Origin of the sequence: Lentzea sp. NEAU-D7, from assembly GCF_026242055.1 — a bacterium.
In the GTDB taxonomy this organism is placed as follows: domain Bacteria; phylum Actinomycetota; class Actinomycetes; order Mycobacteriales; family Pseudonocardiaceae; genus Lentzea.
The window spans coordinates 160,575-173,632 of the sequence record NZ_JAPJDL010000015.1 but is presented as its reverse complement, the minus strand read 5'-3'; the positions used below and the strand labels follow the sequence as shown (position 1 = coordinate 173,632).

Below are 13,058 nucleotides of genomic sequence, written 5' to 3'. Positions count from 1 at the left end.
GGGCTAGCTGAACGAGGGGGTGCCGCGGCGGTGGGGGCGCTGCCCCACCGAGGCGAGCCGCGCCGGCGTCCAGATGTCGTCGCGGTCGTTCAGGCTCAGCTCGCCGCCGCGGCGAACCAGCCACACGACCTCGTAGTCGAAGTGCAGCACCGCGTCGCCGGGAACCTGGTCGAGCACCTCGACCGTCCGCCGGACCACGGCGTCGAGCTGCCGGGTGATGTCGTTCTCCTTGGACAGCCGGAACACGACCCAGACCGTCGGTGCGAACCCGAGGTCGGACTCGACGACGCTCCACGGGCGGGGCTTGGCCGGGCCGACCCGGACCCACGTGCCCTCCGCGACGGCCACGCCCTCGAGGAGCTGGCCCAGCGTGACCTCCGGATCGCCCGGCAACACGGGTAGCCGGCGCGCGACCTGGTCCGCGGGCAGCGTGGTCGCGATGTCGAGGCTGTACGAGAGGGCCATCTGGTCTTTCCTCGCCTACGGGTAGATGTGGAGCACGTTGCCATTCTTGTCGATCACGATGGCTTCCTTCCGCCCTTCGATCGGCCAGTCGCGCAACTGGGCGCGCAGTGCGTCGGCACTGACGTTGCTGTCGGCCAGGTTGACCACGACCCGTTCGGTCTGCTCCGCCTCGACCTTCTTCAGGATCCGGTCGGCGACGTTGCGCGGCCTGTCGGTGTTCGGGGCGACGTTGTCGAAGACCCGGCCCTCGATGCGGTAGTCGGGGTTCTTGTCACCCGGTACGGACGGGTTCTGCTCCACCTTGTACCCGGCCTGGGCGAGCGTGGTGGCCGACTCGTTCTCACGCTGCAGCGCCCGCGTCCTCCCCGTCACGCACGGTACCGACAACCGGCATCGGCGCACGGTGAATCAGGAAACTAGGCTGGTGCCGTGAACATGGACCAGCCCGAGCTCGCCGAGTTCTGGCGCCTCGCCCGCGAGACGGCGGAAGGCGGTGGCCGGTCGGCGTTCAGCTTCCGCGTCGAGGACGCGAGCACCGCCACCGTCCTGGGTGAGCTGCTGCGCAAGCCGATCGCGCACCCGGCGCGCCGGCAGATCTCGCTGGCGCGCCTGGACGAACACATCCGCGCGCACGGCAGCTCGTTGCCCGAGGTGCTGGAGTCCGTGCACGGCAAGCCGTTGGGCATGTCGACGGAGCAGGAGTCGTCGACCGCGGACGCCGTGCTGAGGTTCGCGTTGCGCGAGCACGGGCTGCTCCACGCGCCCTGGGCCGCGGAGTGGATCGAGCACGTCCGCCGGTACGGCAAGATCCCGCAGCCCGCGTTGCCGATGATCGCGAACCAGGCCGCGGCGATCCTCGCGCAGCTCAGCCCCGAACCGCGCCGCTGGACCACGCGGTTCGCCCTGGCGGGCAACGACCTGGACGACGGCCGCCCGCTGGCGCGCGTCGTCGGCAAGGCCCTGCGGCTGGCCGGGACCGACTTCGAACGCTCCGGTGTCCTGCCCGACGCCTACAGCGGTCCGGTCCTCACCTCGCGGGGCTATCTGACGCTCAACGACACCCTCGACGTCCCGGAGATCACGGTCGTCCGCAGCCCGCGCCTGCTCGAGTCCGGTGTGCCGGGCCCGTTGATGGTCCTGCCGGACGGCCTCACCCCGCAGGCGAAGCACCACCTCGACGGCAAGACCGTCCTGTGCCACAACGACTTCACGCCCGACGGCATCCGCACGGTGAACGAGGTCCTCGCCTGGACCGGGGGAACGCCGTGGCGGATGTCGGCGGCCGACTACCGCGAGGCCGTGGCCACGTCGATCGCGCGCGGCGTGGAGCTGCCGACGCTGAACAGCCGCCCGGAGACCGCGAGCTGGGACCCCGACCTCGCGGAGACCATGGCCACGACGGGCCTGGTGGTCACCGAGGAGCACCTGCTGCCGTCACTCCTCTGAGGGCGCGAACCTCTTCACGTCCCAGCGGTCGTGCCCCTCCATCAGCTTGCGCCCGATCCGGCGCAGGTCGGCGAGGTCGCGTTCGCTCAGCAGGCCGGTGAACTCCTCGGCCAGCGACGCCCGGTACACCTGTGCCGTCGTCCCCACGCACGCCTCCTCGCCCTCGGGCGTGAGCACGGCGATGACCAGCCGCCGGTTGTCCGCGGGCTGCTCCCGGACGACCCAGCCGCGCTTGACCAGCCGCTCGATCAGCCGCGTGACCCCGGACGGGCTGACGTCGAGCAGGTCGACGAGCTCGGACATCTGCAGCCGCCCGCCGTTGTGGTGCAGCTGGTAGAGCGCCACGTGTTCGAGCAGCGAGCAGCCCGCTTCGGCCTCCATGCGCCGCCCCATCGCGGCCTTCACGGCGTCCACGCCCTGCTGCACGTACAGCCACGAGTAGATCGGCTCCGTCACCGTCCCATCCTAAAACAGGTTTGACGACGAGACGTTTTCACGCTCAAATGTTGAGCATGAAAACTTCAGACGTCACCGTCGTCGGCGCCGGTCCGGTGGGCCTCCTGCTGGCGTGCGAGCTGGCCCTGCACGGCGTCCGCACCACCGTGCTGGAACGACTGACGACCCGGGCGGACACCATCAAGGCGCAGATGATCAGCGGCCGCACCTACGAGATGCTCGCCATGCGGGGCTTCGCTCCCGCCGTCGACGCCGCGAGCGAGGAGGAGGCGACCCGGCTCGCGTGGAACAGCCGCGGCTCGACAGGACACTTCGCCGGACTGTTCAAACTGGACGGTCTGCCGCTCGTGATGCTGTCGCAGCAGGCACTGGAGCGCATCCTCGAGGCCCGCGCCCGCGATCTGGGCGTGGAGATCCGCCGCGGTGTCGAGGTGACCGGCCTGGACCTGGGCTCGGAGTACGTCGTCGGCTGCGACGGCGGCCGCAGCACCGTCCGCGGGCTCGCGGGCTTCGACTTCCCCGGTACCGGCCCCACCCTCACCGGCTACCAGGCGATCGCCGACGTCGACGGCGACCTGCCGAACGGCTGGCACCGCACCCCGGCGGGCGTGCACGCGTCCGGTCCGCTCCAGGGGCGGATCATGCTCATCGAGTACGACGGCCCGCCGGCGACCCGCGAGGTCACCCGCGAGAACCTGGAGGCCGCGCTGCGCCGGGTGAGCGGCCGCGACGTCCGGATCACCCGCGTCCACACCGCCACCACCTGGACCGACAACACCCGCCAGGTCACCACCTACCGCCGGGGCGACGTCCTGCTGGCGGGCGACGCCGCGCACGTCCACTCGCCGTTCGGCGGCCAGGGCCTCAACCTCGGCCTGCAGGACGCCTTCAACCTGGGCTGGAAGCTCGCCACGGGCGACTCCGCCCTCCTCGACACCTACACCGCCGAACGGCATCCCGTGGGAGACCGGGTCCTGCGCAACACCCTGGCCCAGGTGGCGCTGACCCGGCCCGACCCGCGGTCACGCGAGCTGCACGCGCTCTTCAGCGACCTGCTCGACCTCCCCGAGGTCAAGGCCCGGATCTCGGCGATGGTCCAGGGCACCGACATCCGCTACGAGACCGGCTGCGACCACCCGCTGGCCGGCACGTTCCTGCCGGGCCTCGACCTGTCGTCCGGCAAGGGCACCACCACCGTGCTGGACGGCGTGGAGGCCACCGTCCGCCCGGACGGCCACCTGTCCTGGATCGGACCGCGGTGAGGACCTGACCTGTCCGGCACGGCCTACGCCGAGACGGACCAGCTCTGCAGCATCCGGAACGCGATCGACGCACCACCGGCGAGGCCGAGCCCGGGAACGCTGCCCGGTTCCTCGATCGACTTGCGGACGTCGGCCCGCGTCACCCACTTGGCCTCGGCGATCTCGCCCTCGGCGAGCCGCAACGGCTCCGCGGGATCGGCCACGGCCTCGAACCCGATCATCAACGACCGCGGGAACGGCCAGGGCTGGGACCCGAGGTACCGGATGTCCCGCACCGAGACGCCGACCTCCTCGGCGATCTCCCGCGCCACGCAGGCCTCCAGCGACTCGCCCGCCTCGACGAACCCGGCCAGCACGGAGAACCGGCCCTCCGGCCACTCCGGCCCGCGGGCGACGAGCACCTGGTCGGCACCGTCGTGCACGAGGCAGATCACCGCCGCGTCGGTGCGCGGGTACTCCTCCCGGCCGCACCCGGAGCAGACCGACGTCCAGCCGGACTTCTCCAGCACCGTCCTGGCCCCGCACTTGGCGCAGTACTTGCCGAGGCGGTGCCACTGGAACAGCGCGGCGGCCGTGGTGAACAGCCCGGCCGACATGTCGTCGAGGGTCGCACCGGCCTGCCGCAGGTCGAGCCACTGCGGCTCGTCCGTGAGCTCCGGCGGGCCCCAGGCGCGGCTCGCCGGCACGACCTCGCCGTCCTCGGCGGGCATCAGCACGGCGAACCAGGCCACGCCGTCCTGCTCACCGAGCAGGACGGCGTTCACGGGCGGCTGGTCGCCGAACTCCTGGGCCGGCCGGTCGGCCAGCCGCGTGCCGCGATCGGCGACCAGCGTGCGGCCGCGCGTGTCGACGACGATCATCCGGGCCTTGGGCCAGAGCGCGGCGAGCTTCTCGTCGTCGCCGCGCAACGGCTCGCACCGGTCGACCGCGAACCGCGACAGCGCGGGCAGACCGACTAGTTCGAAGGTCACTGGAACGAGACCCCGCCCAGCGCGGCCAGCTTCGGCTTGAGCAGCTCGGCGTCACCGACGAGCACGCCGGTGAAGTTGCCGGGGGCGAAGAACTCCAGCGCGGCCGCGGCCACCTGCTCCGGCGTGACGGCCGCGAGGCGCTGCGGGTGCGCGACCAGCCAGTCGATGCCAAGACCCAGCGCGACGAGGTTCACGAGGAACGACGCCAGGCCGCCCTGCGAGGACGTGCTGGTGAGCAGCGTGCCCACGGCGTAGCTGCGCGCGGTGTCCACTTCGGACTCCGACGGCGGCACGAGGCCGAGGCGCGCCAGCTCGTAGCGGGTCTCCAGCAGGGCCGCCGCCGTCACGTCCGAGGCCGTGTCGGCGTCGATCAGCAACGTCGCGCCGTGCACGGTGAACTCGGGGTGAGACCGGGCGCTGTAGGTGTAGCCCTTGTCCTCGCGGATGTTCTCGACCAGGCGCGAGGAGAAGAACCCGCCGTAGACCAGGTTCGCGAGCTGCAGCGCCGGGTAGCGCTCGTCGGTGCGCGGGATCGCCTGCGCCGCGAGGCGGATCTGCGACTGCACGGCGCCGGCGCGGTGCACGAGCACCACGTCGCCACCGGACACCTGCGGCAGCGGCGGCAGCTGGACGGCCTCGCCGTCGCCCTGCCACGCCGCCAGCGCCTCGCCGATCTGCGCCACGGCGTCGGCGGGCTCGACGTCGCCGACGACGACCAGGACCGAGCCGCGCGGCAGCAGAGCCTTGGCGTGCAACGCCACCACGTCGTCGCGGGTGACGGCGGCGACCTCGTCGGCCTCCGGCATCTCCTTCGCGTACGGGTGGTCGCCGTACAGGACCTTCTGCAACGCCTCGCGCGCGATGACGCTCGGCTGCGAGCGGGCGATCGTGATGCGCTCGACCAGGCGGGCGCCCTCGCGCTCCAGCTCCTCGGCCGGGTAGGAGGCACCGGTCAGGACGTCGGCCAGCACCTCCAGCACCGTGCCGAGGCCCGAGGCCAGGGCGTTGCCGGTGAAGCTCAGGCGCTCCGGGTCGACCACGGCGTCGAGCTCGCCGCCGACCAGCGCCAGTTCGGTGTCGATCTGCACGCGCGACCGCTTCTCGGTGCCGGTCAGCACGGTGTTCGCGAGGATCTCGGCCACCGCGGCGTGCCGGGAGCCGGTGCTGGTGCCGGCCGGGTCCGCGAACGGGACGCGCAGCCGCACCTCGACCATCGGCACCGTGGCGCGGCGCACGGCGATGACGCGCAGGCCGTTCGGCAGCGTGGTGTCCACAGTGGACAGCTCGGCGGCCACCTTCTGCGATCCCAGCTCCGGCAGCGGACGGGGACCGGCCTCGGTGCGGCCGATCTCGTCTGCCGAGCGATGGGTCTTGGCGGCGGTCACTGAGCTCCTCCGGTGGGCTTGACGAAGAGAAGGGCGCGGGAGTCGGGACGCAGCGCCTTGGCCGCGGCCGACACCTCGTCGACGGTCACCGAGGCGATCCGCTCCGGCAGTTCGTAGATCAGCTCGGCACGGCCGAACAACAGCTCCGCCGAGCCGAGGCCCAGCGTGCGGTTCGTGAGCCGGTCGTGCTCCTTGTGCATGGTCGACGCCCAGCGGGCGGTGACCTTCGCGAGCTCCTCGGCCGACGGCGGCTCCTGCGCGAGCTTCTGCAGTTCCTCGTCGATGGCCGCGACGACCTGGTCGGCGGAGACCTCGGCGGCGTGGATCGCGGTGATGCTGAACGTGTCGGGGTCGCGGGCCTCGAGCGGGCCGAACAGGCCGCAGCCGGCGTTCAGGTCGATCACGATGCCCTCGCGGTGCACGAGGCGCTGCTGCAGGCGCGAGCCGTCGCCGTCCGCGAGCACGCCGGCGAGGACGAGGTACGAGAGGTAGCCGTCGATGTCGGTGACCGGGTCGGGCACGCGGTAGCCGATCGCGATCGCGGGCAGCGGGGCCAGCGCGTCGCCGTGCTCGTGGCGCACCTCGCCCTGCGGGGCGGGCTCGGCGAACGAGGGGCGCTCCGGGCGCGGCCGCGCGGGCACGTCACCGAAGTGCTTCTCCACCAACGTCTTCGTGGTCTCGACGTCGAGGTCGCCCGCCACCGTCAGCACCGCGTTCGCCGGGCTGTAGTAGGTGTCGAAGAACTCCGCGCAGTCGTCGACCGTCGCGCTCTCCAGGTCGACGAAGTCGCCGTAGCCGTTGTGCGCGTTGGCGAACGTCTTGAACAGCACCGCGGGCAGGAGGATCCAGGGGAACCCGCCGTACGGGCGGTTCAGCACGTTGAGCCGGATCTCCTCCTTCACCACGTCGATCTGGTTGCGGAGGTTCTCCTCGGTGAGCTTCGGCGCGCGCATGCGGTCCGCTTCGAGGAACAGCGCCCGCTCCAGGGCCGCGGACGGCAGCACCTGGTAGTAGTCGGTGTAGTCGGGGTGCGTGGACCCGTTGAACGTGCCGCCCGACGACTGCACGTGCCGGAAGTGGGCGAGCTTCTCCAGGCTCTCGCTGCCCTGGAACATCAGATGCTCGAACAGGTGCGCGAACCCGGTGCGCCCCTCCGGCTCGGAACGGAAGCCGACGTCGTAGTGCACGCTGACGCCGACGACCGGTGCGCTGGCGTCGGGGGCGAGCACCACCCGCAGGCCGTTGGGCAACGTGAACCTGTGCAGTTCGGGTGAGGCCATGGAGCAAGACTACGGGTTCGGCGTCCGGAGCGATCGCAGGTGGCCCGCCTGGGCGAGCACGCCGTCGAGAGCCCCGAGGAACGCCGGGAAGCTGCGCCGGAAGTCCGAGCCGGTTCCCGAGTTGCCGTACCAGTAGAGGTCCTGCCGGCCGAACGTGCCGATCCAGCGCTCGGTCTCGCCGAGCACCACCGCGTACGGCAGCGACCGGGAGAACACGAGCTCGCGGTCGGCCTCCGGGACGTCGTCCGGCGTCACCCCGGCGAGGTAGCCGCGCAGGCCGCGGACGTGCTCCAGCAACTCGCTGCCGCGCTTGGTGCGGGCGGGCATCGACCGCGCCCCGAACGCGAGCGCGACACCCCCGGCCGCGACGACGAGTCCGAACAGGGCGTTGCCGACCGTCAGCGCCAGCACGACCGTGGCGGTCACGCCGAGCACCGCGATCACGATTCCAGCCCACCAGAACAGGTTGCGCTCGGCGTCCGGGCGGCGCACGAACCAGCGCTTCTCCACGACGTCGGCGTAGAGCCGGTCGCGGACCTGCGCGAGGTCGATCTGCCTGCCGCGCAGCGCCGACACGCTCACCGCGTCCACGCCCCGGGGCAGCAGCGCCTCGCAGACGGCCTTCTCGTAGCCGGACAGCGAGTCGTCCACGGGGTTGCGGCGCACGATCTGCCAGTCGTGGCCGAAACCACCCTCCTGGCCGATCTCCGCGATCCACAGGTAGTTGCGGACGGCGAGGTCGATGACCGTGGCGGTCACGTCGACGACGTCCACGTGCTCGTCGACGACGGTGCCGACCTGCCCGGGCAGCACGCCGTCCGGGGAGGCGAAGGCGACCCGGTCGTCCTGGTCGCGGACCAGCACGGAGACCGCGCCGACCTCGCTGGCGAGCGCCGCCGCGTCCCGGCCGCGCAGGTACCACAGCAGCGCGACACCGCCGAGGAGCAGCACCAGCAGCCCGCCGAGCGCGGCACCGCTGGCCGGCGTGAGCGCGAACGCGGCCGCGAGGCCGGACTGCTCGACCACGACGGCGTTGGGGGGCACGACCCCGGCGGACAGTCCGATCGCGACGTCGACGCGTTCGCCGGCGCCGAGCTTGATCTCCTGCGCGCGCACGCCCTTGCCGTCCGCGAGGTCCGCGCTCGTGCACGGCTGCGACGAGCCGACCGGGCCCGCGAGGCAGTTCACCGACGTCGGGGAGTCGGGTGCGGAGAAGGAGACGGAGACCTTGTCGAGCTCGGTGTCCCAGCCGCCCGCGACCTGCCAGCGGACCTCCAGCGCGTCACCGACGGGGGCGACGGCGCCGACGACCGTGTAGGTCAGCGTGGACTGGCCGCCCTCGAGGGTGACGGAGAAGCTGTCGTCGTTCGTGGAGGTGCTGCCCTTGCCCTCGACCTTCGCGTCGGTGACCTGGTACTGGCGCTCCAGGTCGTCGCCTGCCGCGAGTCGCAAGGGGACGGTCCGCTTGACGGTCCTGCCGTCGGGCACCTGGACGGTCTCGGTGACGGAGAGCCGGGCGTCGCGCTCCAGCTTCATCCGCACCTCGGTGCTGACGGTGCCGGGAAGCGGCTGCGCGAGCGCGCCGGCCGCCGTCCCGGGAGACGTGACGGACGTCAGCGCGACGGCGACGAAGATCGCCGCACCCCAGTTCTTCGACACGGCTGCGGACAATAGCGGAGTCCTCATATGCTCCGGCGGACTTTGGAACAGACGCCATCTGGGGGATCTTCGGCGATGACACAGCCACCGCCGCGGCCGGTGGGCCCGCCGCCCGTGCCGGCCGCACCGCCGTACGGGCCGCCGATGCCTCCCCGCCCCGTCCAGGGACCTCCGCCCGGCGCGCGTGCGCCGATGGGACCGCCGCCTCCGCACGGTGCGCCGCCGGGACACCGGCCTCAGGCAGGCCCGCCACCGATGGGGCCGCCTCCCCCTTACGGCCCGCCGATGGGCTCGCCTCCCCCGTACGGCCCGCCGCCCGGCCGCATGCCGCTTCCCCCGCCGCGCCCGATGATGCCGCCGCCGCGTCCGGTCATGCCCCCACCGCGTCCGACGTGGGGCCACCCGCACCCCGGCGGGTTCGCACCACCGCCCCACCCGATGGCGCCGCCCCGCCGGAGCAGCGGCGGGCCGGTCCTGGCGCTCGTCCTCGGCGGCGTCGTGGTCCTCGGCCTGGGCGCGATCGGTGTCTTCTCGGCGGTGCTGAACAACAAGGTGAAGGACGCGGGCTACTCGAACTACACGACGTACAGCCCGACCTACACCTACACGTCGACCACGACGACGACCACCACGACGACGTCCACGCGCACCTCGTCGACCCGCTCGCCGAGCACGCAGCAGACCCCGGTGGGCCCGAAGGCGGTCTACAAGCTCGCCGACCACCCGATCTTCAGCACCGGCATCGGCGCGAACGACTTCGACTCGTGCCCGTTGCCGCAGATGGAATACAGCCCCGCGGGCGAGAAGCGGTTCCTCGAGGCCGCGCTGCCGTGCATCGAGAAGGCGTGGCAGCCGGCGCTCAAGGCCGCCAACCTGCCGTACCAGCCGGCCGAGCTGCAGGTGTTCACCGGCACCACGCAGACGCCGTGCGGTTCGCGGCAGAACAACACGACGGCGATGTTCTGCCGCGGTGTCATCTACTGGCCCGGCGGCTTCTACGCGAACGAGGGCGGCTCCACGGTCCGGCACCCCGGCGTCTACCTGGGGCAGCTCAGCCACGAGTACGGCCACCACGTCCAGTGGCTCACCGGAATGCTGCGCGCCGCCGACCAGGCCCAGTACGACGTCGGCGGCTTCGACACCCCGAAGGGCCTGGAGCTCAACCGCAGGCTGGAGCTGCAGGCCACCTGCCTCGGCGGCATGACGCTGGCACCGTTCTCGCACAGGAACGTCGTGCCGATGGAGGTCGTGAACACCGGTCTGAGCGACGCGGGCAAGCGCGGTGACTACAACCGCAGGCCGGACCACGGCAGCGCGCCGAACAACGACCGCTGGGTGATGCACGGCCACCGGCAGAACAAGATCAACGCGTGCAACACGTGGGCGGCGAGCCCCGCGGACGTCTCGTGAACCGATCCCCCGGCCCGTGCGTCTCAAGGAGGTGGAGGGGACGCCTTAGCCCGGTCGGGGGACGAGCGATCCCGGTCCGCCTATGCTCGTACCCGACCCAGGATGACCATTGGGGGGACCTCCGGCGATGACGCAACCACCGCCACCGGGCAACTGGCCGCCGCCTCGCCCGGTCGGGCCGCCACCGATGCCCGCACCGCTCGGGCAGCGTCCGCCACAGGGCCCTCCGCCCCCGTACGGCATGCCGCCGCAGGGCCCGCCGCCCGGCTACTACGGCCCTCCGCCGCCTCCCGGCCAGGTCATGCCGCCGCCGCAGCCGTCGTGGGGCCCGCCTCCCGGCTACGGCCCGTATCCGCCGATGCCGCCGCGCCGCAGGAACAACGGCCCGTTGATCGCCCTGATCCTGGGCGGTGTCGTGGTCCTCGGCCTCGGCGCGGTCGGCGTCTTCGCGGCGACCCTGAACAAGAAGGTGGAGGACGCGGGCTACTCGAACTACACGACGTACAGCCCGACGTTCACCCTCCCGACGACGACGGAGGCCCCGCCGGCGACGAGCAGCGCCCCGCGCGCCCCGGCGTCGCGCACGCCGTCCGCCCCGGCGACCCCGGCCGGCCCGAAGGCCGTCTACGCGCTGGCGGACCACCCGTTCCTCAAGCCGGGCTTCGGCGCGAACACGATCTCCGGCTGCGCGCTGCCGCCGATGGACTACTCCCCGGCGGGCCAGGACCGATTCCTGCGCGCCGCGCTGCCGTGCATCGAGAGCATGTGGAAGCCGGCGCTGAACGCCGCGAACCTGCCGTACCAGCCGGTCGAGCTGCACGTCATCACCGAGACCGCGCAGTACCCGTGCGGCACGGTCCGCCCGGACCAGACGGCGCGGTACTGCCAGGGCGGCATCTACTGGACGGCGAACGCCTACGCCGCCGAACGCAACCCGAACAACCCCAACCACCCCGGCAAGTACCTGGGCCAGCTCGCCCACGAGTACGGCCACCACATCCAGTGGCTCACCGGAATGCTCAAAGCCTCGGACCGCGCGCAGTACGACGCGGGCGGGTGGGATACTCCGAAGGGCCTCGACCTGAACCGCCGGATGGAGCTGCAGGCGACCTGCTTCGGAGGCATGTCGCTGGCCCCTTTGTCGCACGGAGCGATTCCGATCGAGGTGATCCGGGTGGCCCTGACCGACGCGGGCAACCGGGGTGACTACGACATCTACCCGACGAAGGACCACGGCACCCCGCAGAACAACGCGATCTGGGTGGACCGCGGTTACAAGTCGAACAAGGCGTCCGACTGCAACACCTGGGCAGCCGATCCAGGCGCCGTCTCCTAGGAAGGGGAGAACGTGACCCGACCAGCCAAGAACAACCCTGTCCTGTTCGCGGGAGTGTTCGTGCTGGTGGTCGCGTTCGTCCTCGGAATCGGTCAACTGAGCCGTCCCAGAGTCGTCACCGGCCACGCCCTGGCCGGTGCGCGCCCGGCGTCGACCCCTCCCGGCGAGCCGTCGACCGCGATCCGACCGCGGGCCGTCTTCCGCCTGGCCGACCACCCGTTGCTGGTGAAGCCGGCCTCGCTGACCCCGGTGACCTGCGCGTTGCCGCAGTTCGGCACCTCGGACGGCCAGCTGGCCGCCTACTACGCGGCCGGCGTCGAGTGCCTGGACACCGCCTGGGGCCCGCTGCTGACGGCGGCGAACCTGCCGTTCGACAAGCCCGTGCTGGACGCCTCGCCGGTGCTCAAGGACGGCCCGTGCGGCGAGGCGCCGGAGTCCGACCACGCGGTGGCCTACTACTGCGGCCGCAACCGCACGATCTACATGCCGACGTCCCGGCTGCGCGACAACGGCGGCGGCGACGCCCCGGCGACGCACCTGGCCACGCTGTCGCACGAGTACGGCCACCACGTCCAGGCGCTGACGGGCCTGCTGCGGGCGGCGGACCTGAAGATCACCGACGCGGGCGAGAAGACCCCGGCGGGCCTGGAGATGTCGCGGCGGATCGAGCTGCAGGCGAACTGCTTCGCGGGCATGTTCCTGAGCTCGGCGGCCGGGCGCGGTTCGCTGACGGCGGGCCTCGCGCGGCAGGCGCAGGAGGACTTCCAGTTCGCGATCGAGGAGAAGCCGGAGAACAACGCGCACGGTTCCGCGAAGAACCAGGCGCAGTGGGCGGCCGCCGGTTTCAAGGCGAACTCGACGGACGCCTGCAACACCTTCACGGCGTCCGCGGCTGAGGTCGGCTAGCGGAGATGGGTCTGCTCGTCGACGTGACGCGTGGGCGTTCCGAGGAACACCTTCGCGTCACCCGGTGAGCCGTAGGCCAGGTTGAGCGTGGTCAGCAGGTAGTTGTAGCCGCCGTCGCGCGGCCGCTGCCAGCGGTGGTTGAGCTGCCACCGGACCCACTCGCCGCGGGCCAGCCTGACCGGCGAAGGCCGGTTCCACCGCCGCGGCGTCGCGTGCATGGTGTCCTGCAGCTGCACGGACAGCACGTCGCCGTCCTCGCGGAGGGTGAGCGCGAGCCGGTCGATCTCGTCGCTCTCCTTCGACCACACGGGGGCGAAGTCCTCCCACTCGCGCAGGCGCACCTCGTGCACGGCGGGCTTCAGGTGCGGCAGCGCGAACCCGACCGGCACGGCGTTGCGCCGGGTCGCGCCGGGCTCACCGCGGGACTGCTTGGTCCACTCGGTCCTCACCCACTGCACCACCACGTCCGCGTCCACACGCCG

Annotated in this window: 13 protein-coding genes; 5 read left to right on the top strand and 8 right to left on the bottom strand. The window is 72.0% G+C overall.

Annotated features, from left to right (window positions below; genetic code table 11):
* Positions 1-3: 3 nt before the first annotated feature.
* Both ORI60_RS28115 and ORI60_RS28110 read right to left on the bottom strand, forming a co-directional pair.
* The gene (locus ORI60_RS28115) at positions 4-465 is read right to left on the bottom strand and encodes a SitI3 family protein (protein WP_266041007.1); all 462 of its coding nucleotides are present in this window, start codon (positions 463-465) and stop codon (positions 4-6) included.
* A gap of 15 nt (positions 466-480) precedes the next feature.
* Positions 481-837: a hypothetical protein gene (locus ORI60_RS28110; RefSeq protein WP_266041006.1), complete on the bottom strand. Its 357-nt coding sequence runs from the start codon at positions 835-837 to the stop codon at positions 481-483.
* A 63-nt stretch (positions 838-900) separates the two neighbouring features.
* On the opposite strand from ORI60_RS28110, the gene ORI60_RS28105 reads away from it, so the two are divergent.
* Complete coding sequence (locus tag ORI60_RS28105) at positions 901-1,911, top strand: DUF2399 domain-containing protein (protein ID WP_266041064.1); 1,011 nt, start codon at positions 901-903, stop codon at positions 1,909-1,911.
* Here ORI60_RS28105 and ORI60_RS28100 read toward each other — a convergent pair.
* Complete coding sequence (locus tag ORI60_RS28100) at positions 1,900-2,367, bottom strand: MarR family winged helix-turn-helix transcriptional regulator (protein ID WP_266041005.1); 468 nt, start codon at positions 2,365-2,367, stop codon at positions 1,900-1,902. The two genes, ORI60_RS28105 and ORI60_RS28100, sit on opposite strands and share 12 nt — an antisense overlap.
* Positions 2,368-2,423: 56 nt before the next feature.
* Between ORI60_RS28100 and ORI60_RS28095 the strand changes: the two genes are divergently transcribed.
* The gene (locus tag ORI60_RS28095; protein ID WP_266041004.1) at positions 2,424-3,629 is read left to right on the top strand and encodes an FAD-dependent monooxygenase; all 1,206 of its coding nucleotides are present in this window, start codon (positions 2,424-2,426) and stop codon (positions 3,627-3,629) included.
* 23 nt (positions 3,630-3,652) lie between these two features.
* On the opposite strand, the gene nudC is transcribed toward ORI60_RS28095, so the two are convergent.
* Genes nudC through ORI60_RS28075 form a run of 4 tightly spaced genes read right to left on the bottom strand, consistent with a single transcriptional unit; the run spans position 3,653 to position 8,924 of the window.
* Positions 3,653-4,600 (bottom strand): NAD(+) diphosphatase, encoded by a 948-nt coding sequence (gene nudC, locus ORI60_RS28090; RefSeq protein WP_266041003.1) that lies wholly within the window; start codon positions 4,598-4,600, stop codon positions 3,653-3,655.
* On the bottom strand, positions 4,597-5,985 hold the full coding sequence (locus ORI60_RS28085; RefSeq protein WP_266041002.1) for a M16 family metallopeptidase: 1,389 nt from the start codon (positions 5,983-5,985) through the stop codon (positions 4,597-4,599). Before ORI60_RS28085 ends, nudC begins: the two co-directional genes overlap by 4 nt.
* Positions 5,982-7,265, bottom strand: a complete 1,284-nt coding sequence (locus ORI60_RS28080) for a M16 family metallopeptidase (protein ID WP_266041001.1) — start codon at positions 7,263-7,265, stop codon at positions 5,982-5,984. Before ORI60_RS28080 ends, ORI60_RS28085 begins: the two co-directional genes overlap by 4 nt.
* A 9-nt stretch (positions 7,266-7,274) precedes the next feature.
* Complete coding sequence (locus ORI60_RS28075; protein WP_266041000.1) at positions 7,275-8,924, bottom strand: DUF2207 domain-containing protein; 1,650 nt, start codon at positions 8,922-8,924, stop codon at positions 7,275-7,277.
* A 372-nt stretch (positions 8,925-9,296) separates the two neighbouring features.
* Between ORI60_RS28075 and ORI60_RS28070 the strand changes: the two genes are divergently transcribed.
* The 3 genes from ORI60_RS28070 (at position 9,297) to ORI60_RS28060 (ending at position 12,576) form a co-directional block, all read left to right on the top strand.
* Positions 9,297-10,334: a neutral zinc metallopeptidase gene (locus ORI60_RS28070; RefSeq protein ID WP_266040999.1), complete on the top strand. Its 1,038-nt coding sequence runs from the start codon at positions 9,297-9,299 to the stop codon at positions 10,332-10,334.
* 127 nt (positions 10,335-10,461) lie between these two features.
* Positions 10,462-11,670 carry a neutral zinc metallopeptidase gene (locus tag ORI60_RS28065; RefSeq protein ID WP_266040998.1) on the top strand — a complete coding sequence of 403 codons (1,209 nt, stop codon included), beginning with the start codon at positions 10,462-10,464 and terminating at the stop codon, positions 11,668-11,670.
* 12 nt (positions 11,671-11,682) lie between these two features.
* Positions 11,683-12,576 (top strand): neutral zinc metallopeptidase, encoded by an 894-nt coding sequence (locus tag ORI60_RS28060; protein WP_266040997.1) that lies wholly within the window; start codon positions 11,683-11,685, stop codon positions 12,574-12,576.
* Here the strand turns inward: ORI60_RS28060 and ORI60_RS28055 are convergent.
* The gene (locus ORI60_RS28055) at positions 12,573-13,052 is read right to left on the bottom strand and encodes a hypothetical protein (protein WP_266040996.1); all 480 of its coding nucleotides are present in this window, start codon (positions 13,050-13,052) and stop codon (positions 12,573-12,575) included. The genes ORI60_RS28060 and ORI60_RS28055 overlap by 4 nt on opposite strands.
* Between the last annotated feature and the right edge of the window lie 6 nt (positions 13,053-13,058).

Coding starts and splice junctions, on each gene's coding strand:
- ORI60_RS28115 (WP_266041007.1), bottom strand. CDS start 465: ATGGCCCTCTCGTACAGCCTCGACATCGCGACCACGCTGCCCGCGGAC.
- ORI60_RS28105 (WP_266041064.1), top strand. CDS start 901: ATGGACCAGCCCGAGCTCGCCGAGTTCTGGCGCCTCGCCCGCGAGACG.
- ORI60_RS28095 (WP_266041004.1), top strand. CDS start 2,424: ATGAAAACTTCAGACGTCACCGTCGTCGGCGCCGGTCCGGTGGGCCTC.
- ORI60_RS28080 (WP_266041001.1), bottom strand. CDS start 7,265: ATGGCCTCACCCGAACTGCACAGGTTCACGTTGCCCAACGGCCTGCGG.
- ORI60_RS28070 (WP_266040999.1), top strand. CDS start 9,297: ATGCCCCCACCGCGTCCGACGTGGGGCCACCCGCACCCCGGCGGGTTC.
- ORI60_RS28065 (WP_266040998.1), top strand. CDS start 10,462: ATGACGCAACCACCGCCACCGGGCAACTGGCCGCCGCCTCGCCCGGTC.